The following is a 26,681-nucleotide window of genomic DNA, read 5'->3' on the forward strand; positions in this document are numbered from 1 at the left end:
ATTAGCTTACTAAACCAGTACATTTTCTGAATCGACTGCCGATAAACGCAATATGCCCGATTTTATCGGGCCTCCATTGCGTTTCACATCAAGGGATTTCGTATGGGTATCTTAAAAAATTTTACTATTCGTGCCGTCATGCTAACCATTCTTGGGCTGTTCTGCCTGCTGTGGTGCGTCGTCGGCCTGTTTAGCGTGCACTCGCTAAACGCTCTGGGTGACGGCAACGAGGTTGATCGTCAGTTGGTCAATCAGATGACAGTGCTGAGCAAAGGCAACGATCAATATTTTCGTGTGGTCACACGCATGTCGCGCGTGATGGAAATCCGTGCCTCAGGTGCCACACCTCCGGCCGATGCATTCGGGCCGGTACAGCAGGCACTGGACAGCATGAAGCAGCAGCTGGAACAGTTTAAAGCGATGGCACCCGGGCCGATGGATGCGGACACTGCCAATAGCGTGATCGCCAACTGGCAAAAACTGTTGGATGAAGGGATTGCGCCGCAGGTCGCGCTGGCGCAGCAGGGCACGCTGGAGGCTTACCGTGCGCAGGCCAATAATGTCACACCGGCGTTGAGCCGTGCGTTTGGTGCCAGCGCCGAAAGTTTTAATCAGGCGGCGGCTATCAAGCTGGATGAAACGCGTGTCAACGTCGATAAACTGACTAACGTGACGAAGGTCATTATTCTGGCGGCGGTAGTGGTGGGGCTGTTGATCCTGCTGTTTACCGATCGCTACCTCGTCACCATGCTGGTTAAGCCGCTGGATAAGATTCGCGATCACTTCGCCATTATCGCTCAGGGCGATCTCAGCCAGCCGGTGCAGGAGTTTGGCCGCAACTGTGTGGGCAAACTGGTGCCGTTACTGCGCGCGATGCAGGACAGCCTGCGTGAAGCGGTGAGCGCCATTCGCAGCGGTACGGAAAACATTTACCGTGGTGCGGCGGAAATTTCCGCAGGCAACAACGATCTCTCTTCCCGCACCGAAGAGCAGGCCGCCGCGCTGGAGCAAACCGCTGCCAGCATGGAGCAGTTGACCGCCACGGTGAAATTTAACGCCGACAACGCGCGTCAGGCCAGTTCACTGGCGGAAACCGCCACCGGGACCGCACAGCAGGGGGGCCGTCTGGTGGGTGAAGTGGTGACCACTATGGAAGGGATTTCCGGCAGTTCGAAGAAAATCGCTGAAATCACCAACGTCATCAATAGCATTGCCTTCCAGACCAATATTCTGGCACTCAATGCGGCGGTGGAAGCTGCGCGTGCCGGTGAACAGGGACGTGGTTTTGCCGTCGTTGCCAGCGAAGTGCGTAACCTCGCCCAGCGCAGCGCCAATGCGGCGAAAGAGATTGCTACCCTGATTGAAGATTCGGTACAGCGCGTCGGTAAAGGCTCAGAGCTGGTGAACAATGCCGGTCATACCATGAATGACATCTTGAAATCGGTTCAGGATGTGAATGAGATCATGAAGCACATCGCCGCTGCCTCGGAAGAACAAAGCAAAGGGATTTCGCAGGTGGGCACGGCAGTGACGGAGATGGACAGCGTGACACAGCAGAACGCGTCACTGGTTGAAGAGGTTTCTGCGGCGGCCAGCGCGCTGGAACGTCAGACCGAAGAGTTGCAGGCGTCAGTGGCGAAATTCCGCCTTGCGCCAAGCACCCCGGTTACGGTCACGGCCAAACCACCGGCTGGGCCTGTGTTACGCCGTCCGGCGCTCAACACGCCGCCGGTAGCTCAATCCAAATCCGCCAGCACCGACGAATGGGTTTCATTCTGAGGCTGACACAACCACGCCACCAGTTCCTGCAGGAAGGGTGGCGCATCACGTTCCGCTCGCTGTAATAAGCTATAACTCGCCCCGGTAGAGACGCAGTGGTCAAACGGGGCGATCAACCGACCATTTACCAGATCATTCTGCACCAGCGACACATCCGCCACCGTCACACCAAACCCCTGAATCGCCGCACTGATCGCCAGATCCATGGTGGCAAAATGCTGGTTGCGCGCCATCGGAACACTGGCCTGCTGTGCATGCAGCCACAATTGCCAGTCGCGGGTGTCATTGGTGGGATGTAAAAAGGTGAAGCGGGACAGGGCAGCCACGCTGGCGGGCGGCGTGACGCTGCTGGCCAGCACCGGGGTCAGACGCTCATCGAATAAATGGATGGCCTCGGCGGGGGCAATGCCGTAGACAATCGCCGCATCGAAGTTATCCAGTTGCGAGGCATGATCGAGGGTGGTGGTGAGCGCCACATGGATGTCCGGTCGCTGTTGCTCCAGCGCCACCAGACGCGGCACCAGCCAGCGCATGGCACAGGTGGGAGCTTTCAGGCGTATCGAGACATTGCTGCGGCTGGCTTTTTCTGTGGCATTGACCAGCATGGCGAATCCCTGTTGCAGCTCAGGCAGCAGCGCCGCCCCCTGCGAGGTCAGATGCAGCCCACGCGCGTGACGTTCGAATAACGCGAACCCCAGCCAGCTCTCCAGTGCGGCAATTTTGCGGCTGACCGCGCCCTGCGTAATGCAAAGCTCACTGGCGGCACGCGTCAGATTAAGGTGACGCGCCGTGACCAGAAAGGCGTGAATGGCGTTGAGCGGCAGAGCAGAGCGGGACATAACAGCCTCAAGCTATGATTTTAAGTCATGGCTATTATGACAACAATTCGCTTGTGGACTCAAGCAGCAGGCCGTTGAATAGAAATCTGATTTTATTACGTGGTTATGCAACCTATCTGGCGGAGTTACGATGTCTCTTCAATCAAGTGTTCAGACCTCTTCAAAATTACCCGATGTTGGCACCACTATTTTCAGTGTGATTGGTCAGCTTTCGGCGCAGCATAAAGCCATCAACCTGTCACAGGGTGCACCGAATTTCCCCTGCGATCCACAGTTGGTCGAGCTGGTCAGCAAAGCGATGCGCGAGGGTCATAACCAGTACGCGCCGCTGACGGGCCTGCCTGCACTGAAAGAAGCGCTGGCGCAGAAAGTGCACACTTTGTATGGCCAGCAGTACGATGTCGGCAGTGAAGTGCTGATCACCGGCAGCGCCAGCCAGGGTATCTATATGGCGATTTCCGCGCTGGTGCATCCAGGTGATGAAGTGATTTTCTTCGAACCGGCCTTCGACAGCTATGCGCCGGTGGTCTGTTTGCAGGGTGGTAAGCCGATTGGCCTGAAATTGCAGGTGCCGGATTTTGCCATCAACTGGGACGAACTGCGAGCCACCATTACGCCACGTACCCGCATGATCATCATCAACACGCCACACAACCCGAGTGCGCAGGTGTTAACCCCGGCGGATCTGGATCAGCTGGCAGCACTGACGCGTAATACCGATATCGTGGTGTTGTCCGACGAAGTGTACGAACACATCGTGTTTGATGGTCGTCCGCATTGCGGTATGGCAACGCATCCGGAGCTGGCGCAGCGCAGCGTGATTGTCTCCTCCTTTGGCAAAACCTTCCACGTCACCGGCTGGCGTGTCGGTTATGCGCTGGCACCGGCCGCGTTGATGACGGAAATCGTCAAGGTACATCAGTTTATGATGTATGCCGCCGATACCCCGATGCAGGTGGGTTTCGCCCATTACCTGCAACATCCGGAAAATTATCTGCAACTGTCGCCGTTCTATCAGCAGAAGCGCGATCGTCTGATGTCATTGATGGCGGATTCGCCGTTTAAACTGCTACCGTGCGCCGGTTCCTTCTTTGTTTTAGCCAGTTACGGACATTTCAGTGACGAAAGTGATAGCGAAATGGTAAAACGTCTCATCGTCGAGAGCGGTGTGGCGACCATTCCGTTGTCGGCGTTTTATATGGATGGCACAGACAATAAATTAATCCGTCTGTCGTTTGCCAAAGACGACGCGACATTACAGGCCGGAGCAGAAGCACTCTGCCGGGTCAAAGGGTAACTTAGGGGTATAACAATGAAAAAATTAAACGTACTTTTTGTGGCGCTGGGCATGATGACCTCTGTGCATGCATTCGCCCAGGAGACCTTACGCTATGGTCTGGAATCACAGTACCCACCGTTTGAAAGTCGCAACGCCCAGGGCGAGCTGGAAGGCTTCGATATTGAGCTGGGTAAAGCTATTTGCCAGAGCGGCAACTTCAAATGCAGCTGGGTCGAAAGCAGCTTTGATGCCCTGATCCCGGCGTTGCAGGCCAAGAAATTTGATGCCATCAACTCAGCGATGAACATCACCGAAGCACGCGCGAAAAGCATCGACTTCACCAAACCGATTTACCGTATTCCGACCATGCTGGTGGCGAAAGAGGGCCAGGGCCTGCTGCCGACCGCAGAATCGCTGAAAGGGAAAAACATCGGCGTATTGCAGGGTTCCATCCAGGAAACCTATGCCAAAAAGCATTGGGAGCCGGAGGGCGTGACCGTAACGTCCTATCAGGATCAAAACCAGGTGTATAACGACATGGTCGCCGGGCGTCTGGATGGCACGCTGGTGATGTCAGCCGCGGGTCAGTCCGGTTTCCTTGATAAGCCGCAGGGCAAAGGTTTTGCTTTCGTTGGCAAGCCAGTGGAAGACGATACTATCCTCGGCTCAGGCATCGGTTTTGGCCTGCGTAAGGGTGACGCCAGGCTGAAACAGGAGCTGGATGCGGCGATCACCAAAGTGCAGACTGATGGCACCGTAACCAAACTGGCGGCGAAATTCTTCCCGGGTATCGACGTTAGCGTGGCGAAATAACCTATTACGGTGTGCATCAATAATGATGCACACCGTATTGCGCGAGTTTATCTGGCTGCCAGATAACACAAGGCTTCCGCAACCTGATACGACTTCACAAACGACGGCACCGGCAGGAATTCAAAACGCGAATGAAAGTTGTGTGCACCGGTAAAGAAATTCGGTGTCAGCAAGCCTTTAGCCGATAGCGCTGCCCCATCAGTACCCCCTCGCATCGGAATCACCTTCGGTTCAATCCCCAGCTGCGCCAGCGCGGCAAATATCAAATCAATCGCTCGTCGATCTTCACCGATAGCATTGCTGATATTGCTGTAGACATCATTGATGCTCAGCGCCACCTGTCCGGTGGGATACTGTGCGGCAATCTCATCGGCGATTTCCACCAGTTGCTGCTTCTTCGCATCGAAGCCATTGAGATCAAAATCACGAATCGATGCTTTCAGCACCGCACGGCTGGCATTGGCCTGCATATCGTTAAACCAGATATAGCCTTCGCGTCCTTCGGTGTGCTCCGGCGTCGCCTGGCGATCGAACCGCTGGATAAAGTCATGCGCCATCAGCAGCGGATTCACCAGCACGCCTTTGCCGGACATCGGATGTGCCGGAACGCCAGTAAAAATAATCTCAGCAGCGGCGGCATTGAAGTTTTCGTAGACCACTTCGCCCAGCTCGCAGCAGTCGATGGTCCAGGCAAAATCGACGTCAAAACGTTGTTCCAGATCGAGCGCTTTGGCACCACGCAGGCCAATTTCCTCGTCGGGTACAAAGGCCACCACGATATCGCCATGATCACCCTGTAAATTCTCCATCAGCGTCATCACCACCGTTACCGCTGCTTTGTTGTCTGCGCCGAGTACGCTGGTACCGTCGCTAAAGATAATTTGCTGGCCGAGGTAGGGTACGATTTCAGGATGCTCAGCCACGCGCAGCCAGATATCCTGCACGGCATTCAGGCACAGGTCGCCACCGGTAAAGGTTAAGGTTTGTGGGTGGATATCAGCTGACAACCCGACATCAACAGTATCGATATGGGTGATAAACCCGATGCGGGGGGCTTCAGGGCGATTACCGCGCTTGATTGCCGTTACTGTGGCATGTTGGTCGATGACGATCTCTTCCAGCCCCAGCTCGCGCAGCTCTGCTGCCAGCAGCTCAGCCATGGCATGTTGTGAGGGGGTACTCGGAAGCGTAGTGGATTTGGCATCGCTCTGGCTGGAAATGGCCAGATAACGGTAAAACCGCTGAGTCAGCTGGCGGGCGAGTTGATCTGTCATCGGGAGTCCTTATCAATTTAACGGGGCGTTCGTTCGCAGAACGACTAAATCAAATTATTAATTAATGCCTTGTATAACGATGCAGACTCATCGAAGTCAACTAATCGCGAGAAATCGGATTTTAACCGCTCGATTGTTCCAGTGTGTTCAGCTGCTGGTGCAGAAAATCGAGGAACAAATTCAGGGCGGCACTACGCGGCCGTCCTGATAATGTCTGCAATTGCAGCGTTCGCTGGTTCAACTGATCAATGCGCACCGAGCGCAATAGCAACCCGTGAGTTTGCGCCTCATACAACACGGTAAACGGGCTACAAATGGTGACCGCCAGCGGTGTTCGCAGCAGAAAATGGAACAGGGTGGAGAAGTTATCGCAGGTCAGCACCGGTTCGATAACATAGCCACTCATATGGCAGGAAAGATCAAACAACTGGCGCACCGTGGTGTTTTGCTCCGGTAACGCCAGCGGATATTGGCCCAGGTCCGCCAGCGTCACCTCATCAGCCTGCGCCAGTGGATGGTTATGATGCATCACCAGCTGCACTGGCGCGGGCCAGGAACCGATGACTTCAACGCCACGCTCGGCATACAGGCTGAACTGCAACGCCAGATCACACTCGCCGTTACGAATTAACTCAGCCACGCCCTGGGTGCTGGCCACTTTCAGGCTGAACAGCACGCCTGGGTTACTGGCGCGAAAATCGGCAAACAGACGCGGCAGCAGGGTAAACGCCATGCCATCGGTGCAGGCCACACGAATCTGCGCACGGCGCACGGCGGTGAGTCCCTTAATTTCCGCCAGGGCATATTCCATATCCAGCATGTTTTTCCGCACATGATGGGCAAAGATTTCTCCGGCTTCGTTTAGCACCATGCCACGGGCGTGGCGGTCAAACAGCGGCACACCGACTTCAGCTTCCAGCCGCTGAATCTGGCGGCTGATCGCCGAAATGGCGACAAACAACTGCTCGCTGGCCGCGCTGAGCGATCCGGCATTGGCAACCGCCATAAAATAACGAATTTCACTGCTGAGCACTGACCTGCCTCCTGATGGTGCATGCCTCGTAATCGGGCAGCTGACCTTTGCTTTAAAAGCAAATCTTACTCGATAAATTGATAATTGTGGCAAATCAGCCTTTCCGCAAAGATAAGGATGATGATAAAACCAACAAAAGACAGGGCAAACATGACGGTACAACAGGTCGTTAATCAGGCCAGCGACTATTTTGACAGCGGGGAATTCCAGCAATTACTGGCGCGCCGCGTGGCGCTGGTGACTGAAAGCCAGCGTGCGGATCGCGATGACGAACTGCATCACTACCTGCATCAGGAAATCGGGCCGCAACTGGCGGCACTCGGGTTTACGCTGCACTTTATCGACAACCCGGTCACCGCCCAGCGTCCGTTCCTGGTTGCGGTACGTATGGAGGATCCGGCTCTGCCAACGCTGCTGAGTTACGGTCACGGCGATGTGGTATTTGGCGATGATGAAAACTGGCGTGACGGATTATCGCCGTGGCAGCTGACCGAAGAGGGCGATCGCTGGTACGGTCGCGGCAGCGCTGATAATAAAGGTCAGCACTGCGTCAATCTGGCGGCGCTGGAACAGGTCTTCAAGGCGCGCGGCGGACGGCTTGGCTTTAACTGTAAAATGCTGTTTGAAATGGGCGAAGAGATCAGCTCGCCGGGGCTGGCGCAGCTGTGCCAGGAACACGGTGAACTGCTGCAAGCGGACCTGTTTATCGCCTCTGACGGCCCGCGCCTCAATGCGGTACGCCCGACGCTGTTCCTTGGTTCGCGCGGCTGCGTCAACTTTCGTCTTACCATTAACGCACGCGACAATGCCTACCACTCCGGCAACTGGGGCGGTCTGCTGACCAACCCCGGTACTCAGCTGGCGAATGCGATTGCCTCGCTGGTGAACGCCAATGGCGTATTGCAGGTGGCGGCGCTGAAACCGACCTCACTGACGGATGAAGTGCGTGCCATTCTGAGTGATATCGAAGTAGGGGGCATGCCAGGTGACCCGCAGATTGAGGTTAACTGGGGTGAGCCCGGACTGACGCCAACCGAACGTCTGTATGGCTGGAACACGCTGGAAGTGCTGGCGTTTCTCACCGGCAATCCGGCACGGCCAATGAACGCCATTCCTGGTGAGGCCAGCGCAGTTTGTCAGCTGCGTTTTGTCGTCGGGACTGACTGGCAAAACCTGGTGCAGCACATCGAGGCGCATCTGCAACAACATGGCTTTGATCAGGTAAAAGTGGAGTTTATGCGCGGATCACCTGCCACGCGCCTTGATCCCACCGATCCGCTGGTGCACTGGGTGCTGGCAAGCATGGCGGAGATCAGCGGGAAAAAACCGGCGCTGTTGCCGAATCTCGGTGGCTCGCTGCCGAACGAAGTGTTCTCCGATATCCTCGGCCTGCCGACGTTGTGGGTGCCGCACTCGTATCCGGCCTGCGGTCAGCATGGCGTCAACGAGCATATGCTGAAATCCATTGCGCGTGAGGGTCTGCAAATCATGACGCGCCTGCTGTGGGATTTGGGTGAGCAGGGCGAGGAACTGATAGCCCGTCACCGAGCCCATGCCGGAGGTGCCAAATGAGCAGCCTTAGCCAAAGCGCACCGGCCAGCGTGGTCAAACCCAGCCTGCATAAAACGCTGTTTGCCACCTGTATCGGCAATGCACTGGAGTGGTTCGACATTGCGGTATATGGCTTCTTCGCCAGTTATATCGCCCATGCTTTCTTCCCGACCAGCGATCCCTCGGTATCGCTGCTGCTGACCTTTGGCAGCTTCGGCGTTTCTTTCCTGATTCGTCCGCTGGGGGCGATTGTGCTGGGCAACTACGCCGATCGTCATGGCCGTAAAAAGGCGCTGCTGCTGTCGATCAACCTGATGATGCTGGGCGGAGCGATTATTACCTTTATGCCGGGTTACGCCTCGATTGGCCTGATTGCCCCGGTACTGATTCTGCTGGCGCGCCTGATTCAGGGATTCTCCGCCGGTGGCGAGTTCGGTAGCTCGACGGCGTTCCTGGTTGAGCATTTTCCAGAGCGCAAAGCCTTTATCGCCAGCTGGCAGTTCGCCACCCAAGGGGCGAGCACCCTGATGGCGTCGGCGTTTGGTCTGGGTCTGACGCAGATCCTCACCGAGAGCCAGATTCAGGAGTGGGGCTGGCGTATTCCGTTCGCGTTTGGTTTGCTGATCGGTCCGCTGGGTATTTATATCCGTCGCCATGTGCATGAACCGGCCAGCTTCGCTGCACAACAGCCGGAAGCGGCACCGCTGAAGCGCCTGTTCGGCCGCCAGAAAGAGCTGATGCTGCTGGCAATCGGGTTGATGGTGATCTCCACTGCGGTCAACTACATGCTCAACTATGTGCCGACCTATGCCACCAAAACGCTGCATCTGCCGGGGTCGGCGGCCTTCACTGCCACGCTGCTGGCCGGGGTGATTCTGACCGTGGTTACGCCGCTGATGGGGCTGTGGGCTGAGAAAGTCGGGCGTGTGCCGTTGATGTGGGGATCGCTGATTCTGCTGCTGGTGACCATCTATCCGGCGTTTAAGATGGTGGTGAACCACACCACCCCGACGACGCTGATTCTGCTGGTGGGCTGGATGGCGCTGCTGAAGTCGGTGTATTTCTCGACGGTACCTTCGGTGATGGCTGACCTGTTTCCGGTGGGTACCCGCGCCAGTGGCATGGCTATCAGCTATAACATCGCGGTGACGGTGTTTGGTGGTTTTGCGCCGCTGATTTGTACTTTGCTGATTAGCGCGACCGGCACCAGCCTGGCACCGAGCTATTATCTGATGGCAGTGGCATTGCTGAGTGGTATCGCGCTGGTGCGCAGTAAGCAGCGCCTGAGTTAACCCACTGCAATAACCGTAACCGGGTCGGCATTGATGCCGACCCGGTCAAGAAACGTACTGTTCCGTAGCGGCGCGATTTATCGCGCAAGTCTTTTTTACGAAAACTGCAAATACGCCACATGGGTTTGCAGATACTCTTCCAGCCCGTGACGGCCATCGGCACCGCCGACGCCCGATTTACGCCAGCCCGCATGGAAACCCTGCATCGCTTCGAAATTCTCGCGATTGATATAGGTCTCACCAAACTTCAGCTGACGCAGGGCGATCATTGCGGTATTGAGGTTTTGCGTATAGATCGACGACGTTAGCCCATATTCACAGTCATTTGCCAGCGTGATCGCTTCATCCAGCGTTTTAAACGTCATGACTGGCAGCACCGGTCCAAAGATCTCTTCACGCATGATCTCCATCTCCTGACGTACGCCGGTGATGATGGTGGGTTCAAAGTAGAAACCTTTATCGCCAGCACGTTTCCCGCCCAGCAGTACTTTGCCGCCTTGCTCAACCGCCTTCGCCACTTTTTGTTCGACGCGCCCCAGTGCCGCAGCGGTGATCAGCGGCCCCATATCGATGTCAGTCAGTTCCGCAGGATTGCCGAATTTCACCTGCTTAAAGGCTTCGGTCAGCGTGTTGATAAAGCGATCGTAGATGCCTTCCTGCACATAAACGCGCTCGGCACAGTTACACACCTGCCCGGTATTGATCACCCGTGAACTGACAATCGCTTTCACCGCCAGATCGAGATCGGCATCATCCATCACGATAGCCGGGGCTTTGCCACCCAGTTCCAGTGACACTTTAGTGACGTTCTTCGCTGCGGCTTCCATGGTGGCGATACCGGCATTGACGCTGCCTGTCAGGCTTACCAGCCCGACTTTCGGGTTTGCCGCCAGCTCCTGGCCGACTTCCGGGCCGTAACCGTAAACAAAGTTAATCACCCCTTTAGGCAGGCTGATGTCATGCAGAATACGGGCGAAGATCGCCGCGTTGTTGGGGGTTAGTTCACTTGGTTTGATCACGATGGTATTGCCGGTGACCAGCGCCGGTGCCGCTTTACGCGCAATCAGGAAGAAAGGGAAATTCCACGGCAGAATGCCGGTGGTGACGCCAATCGCCTTTTTAAAAACAAAAATGTTTTCGTTGGGGCGGTCGCTGTTAACAATTTCCCCTTCGTAGCGTCGCGCCCATTCCGCCATATATTCAAGATAATCGGCGGTAAACAGCACTTCGGTTTGCGCCAGCCCCTGGGTTTTCCCGCCTTCGGCAACGATGGTAGCGGTCAATTCCGTCTCATGTTGACGAATACCGGCGGCGATTTTACGCAGCCAGTTGCCGCGCTCAATCGCCGGTAACGCCTCCCAGCCGGGTTGCGCCGCTTCTGCCGCTGCAATGGCCTGGCTGGCGTCCTGCTTTGTGCCTTCCGGCACGCGTGACAGCAGCGCTTCGGTGGCCGGGTTAATCACTTCAATCCATTTATCATTCTGGTTTGCAACAAACTCGCCATTAATGAAATGTTGATGGTGCGTTGTCATCTGTAGGGTCTCCGCGATCGGTTTCGTTAAATTTGTGTGAAATGCAGAGTGAAACAGATCAAGGTGTAGCACCTTTTTATGGCTGCCAGGGCGGGCGTGTGGATGGCAAAGACGGGAAGAACAACATGATAAACGCAGCATAACTGGCGAAATGCTGCGTATTCAGCAGGTTACTATGTGGGTCGGCAGAGTCTGAAAACCTCAGGAACCTGGCATCATCGCGCCGCTGGCAATGAACCAGGCCAGAAAGCTGACACCGGCAACAATAATGGCGATAGGAAAAAGCAGTCCGATTTTCATGATTATCCTAAAGTTAATGCGGGTTCAGCCCAGCTGAACCAGGGCACGATGCGTTTTCATCATACTGAACAGCTGAAACTGCGTGGCATCGTCAACTTCACGCAGATGTTCACCTTTTTGATACTGAATACTATGAATATGCCCAAGTTGCCGCCAGACCACGATAGCCGACGCCAGCAGGGCGCAGTTATCCTCGCTTTGCACGCATTCAACACGGGCATAGCGGGTCTCTTCCAGTCCATTAATGAAGATGTTGAGTGACTCAGGCGGCACAATCGCGCGGATATCATCCAGCATCACGCGGCTCACCGGCCTTGAGAGCATCAGCGTCAACCATTTGGTGTTCATCCCAATCCTTCGTCCTGATGATTTTCCTCAACGTTATACGGATTAATTGCGGCCGGGGGAAGGCATGATCCGTGCTTTGTGTGATTGCCATGTTAAGAGGAAGTCTGGCAATCAGGTTAAAACTGTGCTGATCAACACAACATTCCCGGAAAAAATCGATAATAATAAATGAGTTATCTATTTTATCTGTGTGACTGCCTGCAAATGCGGATTTGTGATCCGAATGTTGAATACCCACCGGATATTGCCAACTCCGCCCGTTCCCCGGCAACCATCCAAAGGCTGAGTAAAAGCTGACCGCCGTAGACTCTCGGGTAATCGGGAGACCGTCGGTTTCCTGTTGGCCTCAACCTTACGAAGGAATAACAATGAACAGTGCCATCATTGCAGGTATTTTCTGGCATCTGGTGGGTGCCGCCAGTGCCGCATGCTTTTATGCTCCGTTTAAACAGGTGAAAAAGTGGTCATGGGAAACCATGTGGTCGGTCGGTGGCGTGATGTCATGGCTGATTTTGCCCTGGGTGGTCAGTGCGGTGCTGTTACCGAACTTCTGGGCCTACTACGGTAGCTTCAGCTTTTCGCAGTTGCTGCCGGTGTTTTTGTTTGGGGCCATGTGGGGTATTGGCAACATCAACTACGGGCTGACGATGCGTTATCTCGGTATGTCGATGGGCATCGGTATCGCCATAGGGATTACCCTGGTGGTAGGTACGCTGATGACGCCGCTGCTCCAGGGCCGCTTTGTCGAGTTATTCAGCTCGGAAGGTGGGCGATTAACGTTGCTCGGCGTGTTTGTGGCGTTGATTGGCGTCGCCATCGTCTCACGCGCTGGATTGTTAAAAGAACGCGCCCTGGGCATCAATGCGGAAGAGTTCAATTTGAAGAAGGGGCTGGTGCTGGCGGTGATTTGCGGCATCTTCTCAGCCGGGATGTCTTTTGCCATGGACGCTGCGAAACCGATGCACGAGGCCGCGGCGAATCTTGGCATTAACCCGCTGTATGTGGCATTGCCCAGTTATGTGGTGATCATGGGGGGCGGGGCGCTGGTTAACCTGGCCTACTGCTTTATCCGTCTGGCGGTGAAGTCGGATCTCTCTGTACGGGCCGATTTCTCAATTGCGAAGCCGATGCTAATTGCTAACATCGCCTTCGCCGTGCTGGGCGGCACCATGTGGTATCTGCAATTCTTCTTCTATGCCTGGGGACACGCCAAAATCCCGGCACAGTATGACTTCGTCAGCTGGATGCTGCATATGAGCCTGTATGTGCTGTGCGGTGGCCTGGTTGGGCTGGTCATGAAGGAATGGAAAGCTGTTGGGCAACGTCCGGTACGTGTACTGTCGCTTGGCTGTGTGGTGATCATCATTGCGGCGAATATAGTCGGGCTGGGCATGGCATCCTGATTAATCATTGCGGCGCGAATTATCGCGCCGCAATGATTTAATGTGTTTCATTCACCATTATCGGGCGGTTTGGCAAAAAACGTTGCCGCCACGCACTCGGCGTCAGGCCGGTTTCACGCGTAAATACCACCGAAAAATAATTGCTGTCATCAAAGCCGCAACGAGCAGCCACTTCACTGATTAGCCAATCCTGAGTACGCAGCAAGTATTTCGCCTGGCATAGCTGTAACTGACGCAGATAATGGCCGATGGTCATGCCGGTCTGCTGGCGAAATAATTGTTTTAGCGCCCGTTCACTCAACTGATTTTGCTGACAAAACATGGCGAGGTCGAAAGGGCGGTCAATCGCGCCCTGCAAGGCAGACATCAGCAGGTCCAGCTGTTCCCCCTCCGGCAACACCCAGGGACGATCCGCCGCATAACCGTGGCGGCGTAGTATCAGCGCCAGCTGCAGAAAAAGCGCTTCAGAAAGCTGAATTGAGAGAGGATCGCTTTTGCGGCTTTCCCGCTCCAACTGGGTGATCACCCCGCGTGCCAGCGCCATGCCACGCGTGGTTAAGCGCCAGCAACCGGGCGATTCCGCATCGTCGGGCGGCAGCAGCTGGCTCCAGTCCAGCCCAAGATGAAAGCGGTCACGACAGTAGAGAATATTGTCCAGCACCAGATCGTTGACGCTGTCATAGCTGTGGCAGTCGTTATCACGGATATAAAACACATCGCCACAGGTAATCAGCCACGGTCGATCGTTGAGCACATGCAAGCCGTTGCCGCGCCAGACAATCACAATTTCACTGAACTCATGACGATGCGGCGGGAAGGAAGGCTGCGGCAGGCGTTCAGCTACCGCAATCGGCAAAGAGGGTGCCGGGAAATAGTCTTCGCGCGACAATATTAGCGACATGAGGGCCACTCCTAATCACAACATCTGCTGGCGCTCCGCTCTGGGTGCACAGCCAAATTCCCGCCGGAACAAGGTGGAGAAATGGTTGCTGTCACCAAATCCACACTGAAAGGCGATATCCGTAATGCGCAAATCGCTGTGCCGTAACAGGTGGCGCGCCTGTAGCAAGCGCAACCGGTTCAGGTAGCGTTGCGGCGTATTCCCGGTTTGCTGCTTCATCTGACGATGCAGTGTGCGCAGCGACAGTGAAAATTGGTCAGCAAGTGCCTCCCAGACAATCTCTTCACTGTAGTGCTCATTCAGCCAGTCAAGCAACCGATGCAATCGGGCTTCCTGATCCTGGGCTTCATCGTTGTGACCCGCCTCGCGCAACAACACCAGCAGTTGCAGGAACAACTGTTCCTGACGTGCCTGCTTCTCCAGTGACCAGACGCCTGGCGGATTCATCTGCGTAACAATCTGCAAGGCCTGGTCCATCACCTTGTGGTTAATCCGCCAGTGTGACGCGTAATTGCCATCCTCCTCGCGCGGTAGCAAAGCTTGCAGACCAGAGAGAAAGCGGAAGGCCGCCGGACTGCGATACAGCACATTGGTCAGACACAGGTTGTCGGTTTGCTCATAAAGATGGCGATCGTGATCGCGAACGAAACACACACAACCGGCACACAGCGCCTGCGGCTGACCATTGAACACATGAATGCCGGAACCCTGTTCTACCAGCACAATTTCGTGGAAATCATGGTGATGTTCAGGAAACGCCTGCTGCGGCACGCGCGGCTCGATAGCGATGGCGTAATCCCCGGCAGGGAAAAAATCTGCGCTGTGTAAAACGGTCATGGCTCGCCTCTCATTATTAACAAAACCGTAACCGAGTCTACTCAGGCGGCTGCCACCTTACCTTGAATTTTCAACCGGGCAATGCAGGAAAATGGCTAATTTTTCAAGATCTCGCGTGTTGTTCGGGAAAATGCGGCGAAGGTCACAACCCGGTGCTTGTGTGGTTCTGTGAGCTGTCTCACGAACATCTTTGTAACGGTGCCAGCAGCATTGGCGCGCTGGCAGTAAGGGGAAGGTGACCAGACGGCAGGATTTTTACTCTGTACGCATCTCATCACAGGAAGAACTCGCCATGAGTATGCGTAACATTGTTGCCATTGATTTAGGCGCATCCAGCGGGCGCATAATGCTCGCTCAATGGACCTCCGCGTCTCAGCGCATCACCCTGCGGGAAGTGCGCCGTTTTGCTAATCAGCGCGTGCGTCGTGCCGGTTACGACTGCTGGGATCTGGACCATCTGGAGCAGGAGATACGTTGCGGGCTACAACAGCTGGATGAGGAAGGTATCGTGCCGGACAGCATCGGTATCGATACCTGGGGTGTTGACCTGGTGTTGCTGGATGCTGATGGACAGCGGGTCGGCGAGGCAGTGAGCTATCGCGATGCCCGTACCGACGGCCAGATGACGCAGGCAATCAGCGATCTCGGCAAACAGGCCATTTATCAGCGCACCGGCATTCAGTTTCTGCCGTTTAACACCCTGTATCAGCTGCGTGCCCTGCATTTGCAACAGCCAGACTGGCAGGCGCAGGTAGCACATGCGTTGATGATTCCGGACTACCTGCATTATCAATTGACCGGCAACATGAACTGGGAATACACCAACGCCACGACGACCCAATTGCTGAACATCACCAGTGGCGAATGGGACCCGGATTTACTGGCCTGGGCGGGAGTGGATGCCCGCTGGTTTGGCAAACCCTCCGCACCGGGTAACACCGTCGGTTTTTGGTCCAGTCCCCGTGGACACAGGATTCCGGTGATTGCGGTCGCCACCCACGACACCGCCAGTGCCGTGCTGGCAACGCCTTTAATGCAGGATGATGCCGCTTATCTTAGCTCTGGTACCTGGTCACTGATGGGGATTGAGAGCTTGCAACCTTGCCTGAGCCGTGCCGCGCTTGACGCCAATATCACCAATGAAGGGGGCGCGGAGGGCTACCGGGTATTGAAAAATATCATGGGCCTGTGGCTGTTGCAGCGGGTGTGCAGTGAGCTGCAAATCAGCGATCTGTGTGGATTGATTCAGCAGGCGGCGGATGAACCGGCCTGCCGCGCCCTGATCAACCCCAACGCCAGCCGCTTTATCAATCCCGCCAGTATGGTGCAGGAAATTCAGAACGCCTGTGCGGAACAACATATGCCGGTTCCTCAGTCACCTGCCGCGCTGGCCCGCACCATTTTTGACAGCCTGGCCCTGCTGTATCGCCAGGTCATCAGCGAACTCGGCCAGCTACGTGCTGAACCTTTGCGTCAGCTGCATGTGGTTGGAGGGGGGTGCCAGAACCCGTTGCTCAACCAGCTTTGCGCCGATGCCTGCCAGCTGCCGGTGTTCGCCGGACCGGTGGAAGCCTCGACGCTGGGCAATGTCGGCTGCCAGCTGATCGCTCTCGGTGAGCTGCGTGATGTGGCCGACCTGCGTCGCTGTATCAGCCAAAACTTCCCGTTAGAAAAATTCGAACCGCTTAACAACAGCGCTTTTCGTGCCAGCCAGGCACGTTTTGCCGCGCTGAGCCAACCCGCTAAGGAACTTGCTTATGACAAAGCTGATTGAACAGGCCTTTGACCTGGCGAAACAACGCTACACCGCGATCGGCGTGGATGTGGAACAGGTAATGACGCAACTGGATGGTATCCCGGTGTCGATGCACTGCTGGCAGGGCGATGACGTGCGCGGATTCGAGAACCCGCAAGGTGCTCTGACCGGTGGTATTCAGGCCACCGGCAACTACCCGGGCAAGGCGCGTAATGCTGAGGAGCTGCGCGCTGATCTCGATAAAGCGATGTCGCTGATTCCGGGAGCTAAACGCCTCAACCTGCACGCGATCTATCTGGAAAGCGATAAGCCAGTAGAGCGTGATGCCATCGAACCAGAACATTTCAGCAACTGGGTGGCGTGGGCAAAAAGCAACAAACTGGGGCTGGATTTCAACCCGACCTGTTTCTCACACCCGCTGAGCGCCGACGGTTTTACTCTGGCGCATGCAGATAAGAGCATCCGCCAGTTCTGGATTGACCACTGCAAGGCCAGCCGCCGCATTTCGGCTTCGTTCGGCGAACAGCTGGGTACGGCATCGGTAATGAACATTTGGGTGCCGGACGGGATGAAAGATCTGACGGTGGATCGGCTGGCACCGCGTCAGCGACTGCTGGCGGCGCTGGATGAGATCATCCGTGAAAAACTTAATCCACAACATCATATCGATGCGGTTGAAAGCAAACTGTTTGGCATCGGTGCTGAGAGTTATACCGTCGGCTCTAACGAGTTCTGTCTCGGATATGCCTGTAGCCGTCAGATCGCGCTGACGCTTGATGCCGGCCACTTCCACCCGACGGAAGTGATCTCCGACAAGATTTCCACCGCCATGCTGTATGTGCCACGCCTGCTGCTGCATGTCAGCCGCCCGGTGCGCTGGGACAGCGACCATGTGGTGCTACTGGATGACGAAACTCAGGCGATCGCCAATGAAATCGCCCGTCAGAAGTTGTTCGATAAGGTCCACATCGGCCTCGACTTTTTTGATGCGTCCATCAACCGCATTGCCGCCTGGGTGATTGGTACGCGCAATGCCAAAAAAGCGCTGCTGCGCGCGCTGCTGGAGCCGACGGAACAGCTGCGCAAACTGGAAAGTGAAGGGGATTACACCGCCCGCCTCGCGCTGCTGGAAGAACAGAAATCACTGCCGTGGCAGGCGGTCTGGGAAGCCTGGTGCCTGCGCCATGACGTACCGGCAGATGCCAGCTGGCTGAGCGATGTCCGCCATTACGAACAACAAATTCTGGCTCAACGTTAAGGGACACACCATGCAAAGTATTCTCACTTCCGCGTTTGTACAGGGAATGGTTAAAGCGACCAGTGATATGTGGCTGAAGGGTTGGGATGAGCGCAACGGCGGTAACGTTAGCCTGCGTCTGTTGCCGGAAGAAGTGCAGCCGTATACTGCGGATTTCTATGCTGAACCACGTTGTATTGAACTCAGCAAACCTGCACCGGCACTGGCAAATGACTGGTTCCTGGTGACCGGATCCGGCAAGTTTTTCCGCAATGTTCAACTTGATCCCGCCGACAGTCTGGTGCTGCTGCAGGTCGATGACCGCGGGCTGTCGTACAAAATTCACTGGGGATTGAGCAATGGTGGCTTACCGACCTCAGAACTGGCTGCCCATTTCCAGTCGCACAGCGTGCGTAAGCAGGTGAGTCACGGTGCTGACCGTGTGATTATGCATTGTCACGCCACCAACTTTATGGCGCTGAGTTACGTGGTGGAGCTGGATTCCGCGCGCTTCACCCGCCTGTTATGGGAAGGCAGCACCGAATGTCTGGTAGTGTTCCCGGATGGCGTGGGTATTCTGCCGTGGATGGTCCCTGGCACCGATGGCATTGGTCAGGCAACGGCAGATGAAATGGCGACACATAGCTTGGTAATGTGGCCTTTCCACGGCATCTTTGGCGCAGGGCCGACGCTGGATGAGACCTTTGGTCTGATTGATACGGCGGAAAAATCCTCGGAAGTGGTAGTCAAAGCGTTGTCGATGGGAGGGATTCGCCAGAGTATTACCACGGAACAACTGATCGCGCTGGGTGAACGCTTTGGTGTCACCCCCTGGCAGGCGGCGTTGCAGGTGGAGCGGGCTAATGTTACGTAGAGCCTTTGTCATGCAGGTCCATGCGGATTGCCATGAGGAGTACCTGCGCCGTCATTCGCCCATCTGGCCGGAGCTGGCTGAGACCCTCAAAGCGCATGGAGCGCATAATTACGCTATCTGGCTGGATGCAGAACGCCATTTGCTGTTTGCCAGCGTTGAGATTGAATCAGAAGCGCGCTGGCAAGCAGTGGCACAAACAGAAGTCTGCCAGCGTTGGTGGGCATCAATGAAAGATCTGATGCCGTCCAACGCCGATAACAGCCCGGTTAGCGCAGCATTAAAACCGATGTTTTTCCTGCTATAAACCCGTGGCGGCGTGAACTCCCGCGCCGTCACGTCCTTACTGAACAATAGCCCGCCAGAGCAGGCCAAATCGCCATTTGTGTATCAACGATTTGCTCTAAATCTTCCCGGCTAGCACCTTCACGGGCGCGTACTGACATCCCCTGGAGCACGCAGGCGAGAAAACTGGCAAGCGTAGTGGTATTGCTACAGGCAGGCAATTCACCCTGTTGCTGACGGGTTGCCAGGAACTGCTGTAACGCGTGCTCCTGCGCATGATGCTGCTGCTCCAGCATGCGTGCTACCTCTTCAGAACCGGCGGAAAGGGCGCTGGAAGTACAAATGAAAAAACAACCGGCCGGTTTGTCACACTCGGTAAAGCAGGCCGCGGTGGCGCGGAAATACGCCTCTATCGCTGACTTAACATCCAGTGCTATATCATTCAGCACGGCATTACGTTGTGCACTAAACCGTTCGATATAACGCTGCATGGCGGCCTTAAACAGACCTTCTTTGTTTTCGAACTCAGCGTAGAGCGTGGGGGCTTTCGCACCTGTAGCGCTCACTAAATCCGCCAGCGAGGTGCCTTCATAACCGTGTGCCCAGAACAGCATCAACGCTTTATCCAGCGCATCATCGCGATCAAAGACTTTGGGTCTGCCACGACTTTTGCGGATCACCGGTTCACTTATCTGGCTCATACATCCTCACAACGGCGAAAACATATCATTAAATTACCGATCATTAAATTAATATGCAAGGGCAGCGGGTAAAGTGATGTCCACACTTTGCCCGTTTGTGCTTTTGATCGGAAAAACCGCCTGATCCGTCAAGTGTAGATCGACGCCAAAGCCCATACTCACGCTACTTCCCATTAAAATAACGAGCGTTAATAAAATAGTTGACGCGCATACGGCTTTGGATCTAGCATTTACTTAACGGTTGTTAATTTAATGGCGACTGACCCTAATTTCATCTGCAAAGAGAGACAAATCATGAAAAGCATTAAACTGACCCTGGCCGCTGTGGCCCTGTCATCAATCGCGTTTGGTACCATGGCTGCTGATCTGGTGAGCGAAGCACCAGTGAATCAACAACAAATTGGTGTGGTAAGCGCATCAGGTAGCACGGATTTGACATCGCTGGAGAATCAACTGGCGGAGAAGGCGAGTGCTGCCGGAGCAAAGTCTTTCCGCATCACTTCGACCTCTGGCAACAACAACCTGCATGGCACCGCAGAACTCTATAAATAAGAAGGGGCTGGCTTCAGATAACAGCGTATCTGAAGCCCTTTTTCGACTATCCGTTCGAACGCAACTGCGGATAGCGACGGAAGATGTAGATGCACCAGAACAACGCGACCAGACCAATTAACCCACCCACATTTCCCACATCCGCCATGCTTAAATGCAGGCTGACCTGGTTGCCCAACAGCGCTCCGGCACCAATGCCGATGTTATAAATGCCGGACATCAGCGACATCGCCACATCGGTCGCGTCCGGTGCCAGCGACAATACCCGCACCTGCATCGCCAGCCCGATCATCATCATGGCCATACCCCAGAAGATACAGAGCGTGGCAATGGCTGCCGGACGCACGGCGGCAAAGATCAGCAAACCCATGCTCAAGGTAATCACGGCGATGGCCGCAATCAGCAGGGCTGAGGGATATTTATTGCCGAGGGTACTGAACAGCACGCTACCGATAATCCCCGCAGAGCCGAACAGTAGCAGTAACAAGGTGGTGAAGTTCTCCCCGGAATTCGCTACCACTTGCATAAAGGGTTCGATATAGCTGTAGGCGGTATAATGGGCGGTCACCACCACTGTCACCAGCACATACATACTGACCAGCGCCGGTCGGCGAAACAGCATCGGTACGCTGTTGAGCGATCCGGTGTGTTCGCTTGGCAGACGCGGCAGAATACGCACCAGTAACACCAGCAGCACCAGGGCAGACAAACCAATCATGCCAAAGGTGGTGCGCCAGCCCAGATACTGACCTACGACGCGGCCAATTGGCACCCCCAGGACCATCGCCAGCGCGGTGCCGGTTGCCAGCATACTCAGCGCCTGGGTCTTTTTACCCGCCGGAGCAACGCGTATCGCCAGCGACGCGGTAATCGACCAGAACACCGCATGGGCGAGGGCGATACCGATACGGGAGAGCACCAGTGAGGTGAAATCCCAGGCCACAGACGAAAGCACATGGCTGGCGATAAACAGCACGAACAGAATCGATAGCAGCAGGCGGCGTTCAATATTGCGCGTCAGCAACATCAGCGGCAGCGATAACAGCGCCACTACCCAGGCATAGATGGTCAGCATGATGCCGACATCAGCCGTTTTCATCGAGTAGCTGGCGGCGATATCTGACAACAAGCCGACCGGCACAAATTCGGTGGTATTAAAGACAAAAGCGGCAATGGCCAGCAGCACCACGCGTAGCCAGGCCGTTTTACGGGAGACGGTTGTTGATTGCATTAATTTCAGATCAGTGAGCAGCAAATGAAGGGCGAAAGACACCCATGTAAAGTGACATCCATCACAATTTGTGCCTATTGTGATGGATTAAAACGCGGAGGGAAACCTTCTAAGCGCGTTTTATTGCTGAATATTTTTTATCGCCAACGCTAAAGTCAATAGCCTGAGGTTATTAGCCGCGTTTGCGTGCCGGCATTATGCGCAACAGCGTGTTGTCTTTGAATACGTAATGGTGCAGTAATGCTGCGGCTGCATGCAGGCCGATTAACCAGTAACCGAGTGGAGCAAGGGTCTCATGCCAGCTGATCAGGCTATCGGCGAGATCAAAATTCGGGGTTGCGCTGACGGGCATCACCACGCCAAATAATTGCCAGGGACGTCCATTCAGATACTTCGAGGTTACTCCCAGAATCGGCAATACCAGAAACAACGCGTACAGCAGAAGATGCATCAGGTTGGCTAAACCCTGTTGCCAGCGTGGCGGGGGCGGCAGGATATCGGGTGAAGCGTGACGATGGCGTAACACACCACGCGCCAGCATCAGTACCCATACCGATACACCGCAGCTATAGTGCGTCATTATCATCAGATTCCGCGCCCATGAACCACGCGGAACCAGACCGCGCAGTTCAATGGTGGTATAGGCAATGGCGATCAACAGCACTGTTAACCAGTGCAGGGCGATTTGTGACTTCGCGAATTTTTCCCGCATCAACGATCCAACCTGAAGCCAGTTTTAGTGTCTCTAACATAGCGAAATGCCGCAGGAAAACTTAACAAAATGGCGCACCGCTGCGACGGAATCCAGGCCGGGATTATCAGAGTCACACCAGGTGTTTTAGCGCCACATTATTCTGAGTCGTCAGGTTTTTTTTTACCAAAACCGGACAGCAATGTTCGCAGCCCATGGCGCTGGGGAAAAATTTTCGCGCCTGCTGAATTGCGGCGTTCGCGGTATAAAAAGTGCCAAGAAAACGCCGTGCCGCGTCGGGGGGAAGGAAGGGACAGCCGGTGGCATGAACCACGTGATTGTCATTATAACCTGCGTGCTTATCGACATAATAATAGAGTCCCATCTGACTTCCTCGTTGCTGTGAAAAAAAAGTCTAACAATAGTTGGAATAGAACAAATTATAGCTAGCAATTGATATTTTGTTTTGATTGGGACTAAAGGTTTATCAGGAAGTGTTTTTTGCGTGGGAAAACGGGGCGCAATGACCCCGTTATAAAGATGCAGGCTACTACAGTTTACGGCACTGCAAACGCCAGCCGACCAGCAAAGCCAGCACCAGCAGCATGCTGATAAACAGCGTAACGCCGCTCCAGCCAAAGCTGTGCCAGAACACGCCACCTAATGTACCGGCGACACTGGAACCCGCGTAGTAACTGAAGAGATAGAGGGATGATGCCTGGCCTTTTGCACGACGGGCGCGCGGACCAATCCAGCCGCTGGCAACCGAGTGAGCGGCAAAGAAACCTGCGGTAAACAGCATCATGCCGGGCAGGATAATCCACAACGTATTGAATGCTGTCAGTAATAATCCGCACAGCATGATGGCGGTGGCAGCGATCATCACCGGACCGCGTCCAAAGCGACTGGTCATGGCACCGGCTTTTGGCGAACTCCAGGAGCCCGTCAGATAGACCACAGAGAGCAATCCCACCACTGCCTGGCTGAGAAACCACGGGGCACTTAACAGGCGGTAGCCAATGTAGTTGAACAGGGTGACAAATGCGCCCATCAGCAGAAAACCTTCGGCGAACAACAGCGGCAAGCCCTTATCTCGCCAGTGCAGACGGAAATTGATCAGCAGGTTATGTGGACGCAGAGAAGCCGGGCGGAAATGACGCGAAGCAGGCAGGATTTTCCAGAACATCAACGCGGAAGCCAGCGAAAAACAGCCAATCACCCCAATGGCAATGCGCCATGAAAACAGATCGGTCAGCACCCCGGTCAGCAGACGTCCGCTCATCCCGCCAATCGAGTTACCGCTGATATACAGCCCCATCGAGAAGGCGATCACGCGTGGATGAATCTCTTCGCTCAGGTAAGTCATCCCGACCGCAGCCACACCACTGAGCGATAAACCAATCAACGCACGCATCAGCAGGATGCCGTGCCAGCTGGTCATCATGGCAGAAATGACGGTACAGATGGCCGCCAGCATCAGTGCGGTGACCATCACCGATTTGCGACCAATAGCATCCGACAGCGGGCCAGTGACCAGCAATCCCAGTGCCATCAGGGCAGTCGAAAGTGACAGCGAGATACTACTGGCCGCTGGCGATACACCAAACTGCTGGGAAAGCACGGGCAGAATAGGCTGGACGCAATAGAGCAGGGCAAAGGTGGCAAGACCGGCAGAGAACAGGGCAAGGGTAACACGCATAAATTGCGGCGAACCACGTTCAATCCATGTTGCTGATGCGGGAACTGAGGCAGGCACAACGGACACTTCGTCCTCGTCGAGTGTCACAGCCTGAGAAGAGCGACTCACGGAAAATCCTTAAGATTATGAAGGTATTGATATCGTAGGAAAGGTTGAATAGGTTGTACAATATATTAATAATCTCGAATGAGACGTTTAAAATATGAATATCGAACTGCGTCATCTGCGCTATTTCATTGCCGTGGCTGAAGAGTTGCATTTTGGTCGTGCTGCTCAGCGCCTGAATATTTCACAGCCGCCGCTCAGCCAGCAGATCCAGCAGCTGGAACAGGAGATTGGTGCGCAGCTGTTTACCCGTACCAATCGCAGCGTGCAACTGACCGCCGCCGGGCAGCAGTTTTTACTGGATGCGCGCGGGATCATGCTGCAGGTCGAACAGGCCGCCAGCCGTGCCGTCCGGTTGCATAATGGTCAGGAAGGGGAGCTGCGCATCGGTTTTACCTCATCCGCGCCTTTTACCGGGCTGGTTTCTGATGCGCTCTACCATTTCCGTCAGCGCTGGCCGGAAGTCCATATTCAGATGCAGGAGATCAACACCCGGCAGCAACTGGCACCGTTGCATGAAGGACGCCTCGACCTGGGTGTGATGCGCAATACACCGTTGCCTGCTGATTTGCAGCATCAATTGTTGCTGCGTGAGCCGCTCTGTGCGGTGGTGCATTGGGCGCATCCGCTGGCCGATGCCGAGTCCATCTCCATCCAGGCGTTGGCCAATGAACCCTTTGTTTTCTTTGATCCCCAGGGCGGCACTGCCTTATATGGTGAGATTCTTGCCTTGCTGCATCGTTACCAGATCAAACCTTTCGTAACCCAGGAAGTCGGTGAGGCGATGACGATTCTCGGGCTGGTAGCGACCGGGCTGGGGGTGTCGATATTACCCGCGTCGTTTCGCCGCGCACGGCTGGCTGATGTGGTATGGCTACCGCTGCATGAAAGCGATGCACTTTCGGAGGTATGGCTGGTGTGGTCAGCCACCCGCGAACCCAGTGCGCAGATGGCGAATATGATGATGCTTTTACAGCGCAATGCTGAAACTTAATCCAGTAGGTGAGAAAAACACCAGGCTTTATGTGCGATAAATCACATATCTAATCAAATATTTGGCGCTATCCGCCATTCTGCCGCACCATAGTTGCTATTTATTTAGAAGCGCGAAAATAACCGGGAGCAGGGCGTGAATCAGGACAGTCAACCTGGCCACATTGACCAGATAAAGCAGACCAATGCAGGCGTGGTTTACCGACTGATCGATCATTTCGGCCCGATTTCGCGTATAGAACTTTCCAAACGCGCCCAGCTGGCGCCTGCCAGCATCACCAAAATCGTCCGTGAAATGCTGGATGCGCATCTGGTTCAGGAAACCGAGTTTCAGGAAGCGGGCAGCCGTGGGCGTCCGGCTATCGGCCTGCTGCTGGATACCCTGGCCTGGCACTATCTGGCGGTGCGTATTCAGCCTGGTCACATCACCCTGACATTGCGCGACCTCAGTAGCCGAGCCTTGCAGGAGGAGCGTCTGCCACTGATCGTCGGTCCGGACAAGCCGTTGTTGCAGGAGCTGCTGGAACTGATCGATGCCTTTTTTATCCGTCATCAGAAAAAACTGGAGCGCCTGACGGCTATCGCCATCACGCTGCCGGGCCTGATTAACGCCGCATCCGGTGTTGTGCACCGTATCCCCGGTTACGATATTGAGGATATGCCGCTGGGCGAGACCCTGTCGCAACGCAGCGGTGTGCCGGTTTTCGTGCAGCATGATATTTCCGCCTGGACTCTGGCTGAATCGCTATTTGGCGCATCACGCGGGGCGCAGGACGTGATTCAGATTGTGATTGATGAAACGGTGGGAGCCGGGGTGATAACCGGTGGGCAGCTGCTGCACAAGAGCGGGCGGGCATTGGTGGAAATTGGTCACACGCAAATTGATCCTTATGGTCGGCAGTGTTACTGCGGCAATCATGGCTGCCTGGAAACCGTCGCCAGCATTGGCAGTTTGCTCAATCTGGCGAAATTGCGCCTGCCGACCCAGCCGGAGAGCCGCCTGCACGCGGCCCCGCTGACGATTGAAACCCTGTGCCAGGCAGCACAGCAGGGCGACCGTCTGGCGACCGATGTCATTGCCGGGGTCGGGCATCATATTGGCCGCATGCTGGCAATGATGGTTAATATCTTCAATCCACGCCAAATTCTCATCGGTTCTCCCCTCAATCAGGCCGCTGACGTCCTGTTTCCTGCCGTCAGCAGCACCATTCGCCAGCAGGCATTACCGGCTTACAGCGATGAAATCCAGCTTGCCCCCACCGTGTTTAACGATCCCGGCACCTTAGGGGCTGCGGCGTTAATCAAAGATGCCCTTTATTCCGGTCATTTACTGGTAAAACTGCTCCAGGGTTGATTAGCTCGCCCTAAGTTTGCGCTAA

26 protein-coding genes are annotated in these 26,681 nt (G+C 55.2%); 13 read left to right on the plus strand and 13 right to left on the minus strand.

All coding sequences use genetic code 11. The annotated features are described in order from the left end of the window. Window positions 1-102: 102 nt before the first annotated feature. Window positions 103-1,779: a methyl-accepting chemotaxis protein gene (locus tag RCF31_RS02925; protein ID WP_416412444.1), complete on the plus strand. Its 1,677-nt coding sequence runs from the start codon at window positions 103-105 to the stop codon at window positions 1,777-1,779. On the opposite strand, the gene RCF31_RS02930 is transcribed toward RCF31_RS02925, so the two are convergent. Then, complete coding sequence (locus RCF31_RS02930) at window positions 1,737-2,618, minus strand: LysR substrate-binding domain-containing protein (RefSeq protein WP_299453698.1); 882 nt, start codon at window positions 2,616-2,618, stop codon at window positions 1,737-1,739. The genes RCF31_RS02925 and RCF31_RS02930 overlap by 43 nt on opposite strands. Window positions 2,619-2,748: 130 nt before the next feature. Between RCF31_RS02930 and RCF31_RS02935 the strand changes: the two genes are divergently transcribed. Together RCF31_RS02935 and RCF31_RS02940 are read left to right on the plus strand one after the other, a co-directional pair. Beyond that, complete coding sequence (locus RCF31_RS02935; RefSeq protein WP_416412446.1) at window positions 2,749-3,915, plus strand: methionine aminotransferase; 1,167 nt, start codon at window positions 2,749-2,751, stop codon at window positions 3,913-3,915. Between the two features lie 15 nt (window positions 3,916-3,930). Then, window positions 3,931-4,710 carry a transporter substrate-binding domain-containing protein gene (locus RCF31_RS02940; protein ID WP_299453703.1) on the plus strand — a complete coding sequence of 260 codons (780 nt, stop codon included), beginning with the start codon at window positions 3,931-3,933 and terminating at the stop codon, window positions 4,708-4,710. Window positions 4,711-4,757: 47 nt separating this feature from the next. Here RCF31_RS02940 and pepT read toward each other — a convergent pair whose 3' ends face one another. Then, on the minus strand, window positions 4,758-5,984 hold the full coding sequence (gene pepT / locus RCF31_RS02945) for a peptidase T (protein ID WP_416412447.1): 1,227 nt from the start codon (window positions 5,982-5,984) through the stop codon (window positions 4,758-4,760). A gap of 121 nt (window positions 5,985-6,105) precedes the next feature. Then, complete coding sequence (locus RCF31_RS02950; RefSeq protein WP_416412448.1) at window positions 6,106-7,017, minus strand: LysR family transcriptional regulator; 912 nt, start codon at window positions 7,015-7,017, stop codon at window positions 6,106-6,108. A gap of 150 nt (window positions 7,018-7,167) precedes the next feature. Here RCF31_RS02950 and RCF31_RS02955 point away from each other — a divergent pair, with 150 nt between their 5' ends. Continuing rightward, window positions 7,168-8,589: a M20 family metallopeptidase gene (locus tag RCF31_RS02955; RefSeq protein ID WP_416412449.1), complete on the plus strand. Its 1,422-nt coding sequence runs from the start codon at window positions 7,168-7,170 to the stop codon at window positions 8,587-8,589. Beyond that, window positions 8,586-9,860 (plus strand): MFS transporter, encoded by a 1,275-nt coding sequence (locus RCF31_RS02960; RefSeq protein ID WP_313689578.1) that lies wholly within the window; start codon window positions 8,586-8,588, stop codon window positions 9,858-9,860. Before RCF31_RS02955 ends, RCF31_RS02960 begins: the two co-directional genes overlap by 4 nt. Before the next feature lie 95 nt (window positions 9,861-9,955). Here RCF31_RS02960 and aldA read toward each other — a convergent pair whose 3' ends face one another. From aldA to RCF31_RS02975, 3 genes are all read right to left on the minus strand, one after another. Then, entirely contained in the window at window positions 9,956-11,392 is a 1,437-nt protein-coding gene (gene aldA / locus RCF31_RS02965) for an aldehyde dehydrogenase (protein WP_416412450.1), read from the minus strand. 201 nt (window positions 11,393-11,593) lie between these two features. Continuing rightward, on the minus strand, window positions 11,594-11,692 hold the full coding sequence (locus RCF31_RS02970) for a YoaK family small membrane protein (RefSeq protein ID WP_139807978.1): 99 nt from the start codon (window positions 11,690-11,692) through the stop codon (window positions 11,594-11,596). Between the two features lie 24 nt (window positions 11,693-11,716). After that, the gene (locus RCF31_RS02975) at window positions 11,717-12,040 is read right to left on the minus strand and encodes a hypothetical protein (RefSeq protein WP_299453724.1); all 324 of its coding nucleotides are present in this window, start codon (window positions 12,038-12,040) and stop codon (window positions 11,717-11,719) included. 368 nt (window positions 12,041-12,408) lie between these two features. On the opposite strand from RCF31_RS02975, the gene rhaT reads away from it, so the two are divergent. Then, window positions 12,409-13,443: an L-rhamnose/proton symporter RhaT gene (gene rhaT / locus RCF31_RS02980; RefSeq protein ID WP_299453727.1), complete on the plus strand. Its 1,035-nt coding sequence runs from the start codon at window positions 12,409-12,411 to the stop codon at window positions 13,441-13,443. A gap of 37 nt (window positions 13,444-13,480) precedes the next feature. Here the strand turns inward: rhaT and rhaR are convergent, their stop codons facing one another. Both rhaR and rhaS read right to left on the minus strand, forming a co-directional pair. Beyond that, entirely contained in the window at window positions 13,481-14,344 is an 864-nt protein-coding gene (rhaR, locus tag RCF31_RS02985; RefSeq protein ID WP_084874929.1) for an HTH-type transcriptional activator RhaR, read from the minus strand. 15 nt (window positions 14,345-14,359) lie between these two features. After that, entirely contained in the window at window positions 14,360-15,181 is an 822-nt protein-coding gene (rhaS, locus tag RCF31_RS02990; RefSeq protein ID WP_299453732.1) for an HTH-type transcriptional activator RhaS, read from the minus strand. Between the two features lie 292 nt (window positions 15,182-15,473). Here rhaS and rhaB point away from each other — a divergent pair, with 292 nt between their 5' ends. Genes rhaB through rhaM form a run of 4 tightly spaced genes read left to right on the plus strand, consistent with a single transcriptional unit; the run spans window position 15,474 to window position 19,352 of the window. Next, window positions 15,474-16,955, plus strand: a complete 1,482-nt coding sequence (gene rhaB / locus RCF31_RS02995) for a rhamnulokinase (RefSeq protein ID WP_416412451.1) — start codon at window positions 15,474-15,476, stop codon at window positions 16,953-16,955. Beyond that, a complete protein-coding gene (locus RCF31_RS03000; RefSeq protein ID WP_416412452.1) occupies window positions 16,939-18,195 on the plus strand; it encodes an L-rhamnose isomerase in 1,257 nt (418 codons plus the stop codon). Before rhaB ends, RCF31_RS03000 begins: the two co-directional genes overlap by 17 nt. A 10-nt stretch (window positions 18,196-18,205) precedes the next feature. Then, complete coding sequence (gene rhaD, locus RCF31_RS03005; RefSeq protein ID WP_416412453.1) at window positions 18,206-19,048, plus strand: rhamnulose-1-phosphate aldolase; 843 nt, start codon at window positions 18,206-18,208, stop codon at window positions 19,046-19,048. Continuing rightward, on the plus strand, window positions 19,038-19,352 hold the full coding sequence (gene rhaM, locus RCF31_RS03010; protein WP_416412454.1) for an L-rhamnose mutarotase: 315 nt from the start codon (window positions 19,038-19,040) through the stop codon (window positions 19,350-19,352). The genes rhaD and rhaM overlap by 11 nt, the downstream gene beginning before the upstream one ends. Window positions 19,353-19,380: 28 nt before the next feature. On the opposite strand, the gene RCF31_RS03015 is transcribed toward rhaM, so the two are convergent. Then, entirely contained in the window at window positions 19,381-20,031 is a 651-nt protein-coding gene (locus RCF31_RS03015; protein ID WP_416412455.1) for a TetR/AcrR family transcriptional regulator, read from the minus strand. A gap of 294 nt (window positions 20,032-20,325) precedes the next feature. On the opposite strand from RCF31_RS03015, the gene bhsA reads away from it, so the two are divergent. Further along, window positions 20,326-20,583: a multiple stress resistance protein BhsA gene (gene bhsA / locus RCF31_RS03020; protein WP_021183187.1), complete on the plus strand. Its 258-nt coding sequence runs from the start codon at window positions 20,326-20,328 to the stop codon at window positions 20,581-20,583. A gap of 46 nt (window positions 20,584-20,629) precedes the next feature. Here bhsA and RCF31_RS03025 read toward each other — a convergent pair whose 3' ends face one another. The 4 genes from RCF31_RS03025 to RCF31_RS03040 all read right to left on the minus strand — a co-directional run bounded on the left by RCF31_RS03025 (window position 20,630) and on the right by RCF31_RS03040 (window position 24,312). Beyond that, complete coding sequence (locus RCF31_RS03025) at window positions 20,630-21,814, minus strand: sugar transporter (RefSeq protein ID WP_416412456.1); 1,185 nt, start codon at window positions 21,812-21,814, stop codon at window positions 20,630-20,632. A 172-nt stretch (window positions 21,815-21,986) separates the two neighbouring features. Next, window positions 21,987-22,526 (minus strand): cytochrome b561, encoded by a 540-nt coding sequence (gene cybB, locus RCF31_RS03030; protein WP_299453751.1) that lies wholly within the window; start codon window positions 22,524-22,526, stop codon window positions 21,987-21,989. A 112-nt stretch (window positions 22,527-22,638) separates the two neighbouring features. Further along, the gene (locus RCF31_RS03035; RefSeq protein ID WP_299453754.1) at window positions 22,639-22,890 is read right to left on the minus strand and encodes a hypothetical protein; all 252 of its coding nucleotides are present in this window, start codon (window positions 22,888-22,890) and stop codon (window positions 22,639-22,641) included. Window positions 22,891-23,055: 165 nt separating this feature from the next. After that, window positions 23,056-24,312 (minus strand): MFS transporter, encoded by a 1,257-nt coding sequence (locus RCF31_RS03040; protein ID WP_084874905.1) that lies wholly within the window; start codon window positions 24,310-24,312, stop codon window positions 23,056-23,058. Window positions 24,313-24,406: 94 nt separating this feature from the next. Here RCF31_RS03040 and RCF31_RS03045 point away from each other — a divergent pair, with 94 nt between their 5' ends. Together RCF31_RS03045 and RCF31_RS03050 are read left to right on the plus strand one after the other, a co-directional pair. After that, entirely contained in the window at window positions 24,407-25,303 is an 897-nt protein-coding gene (locus RCF31_RS03045) for a LysR family transcriptional regulator (protein WP_084874902.1), read from the plus strand. A gap of 135 nt (window positions 25,304-25,438) precedes the next feature. Further along, a complete protein-coding gene (locus tag RCF31_RS03050; RefSeq protein WP_416412457.1) occupies window positions 25,439-26,656 on the plus strand; it encodes an ROK family protein in 1,218 nt (405 codons plus the stop codon). Window positions 26,657-26,681 lie beyond the last annotated feature (25 nt).

It is taken from the genome of Pantoea sp. App145 (genome assembly GCF_047947045.1).
Lineage (GTDB): Bacteria > Pseudomonadota > Gammaproteobacteria > Enterobacterales > Enterobacteriaceae > Pantoea.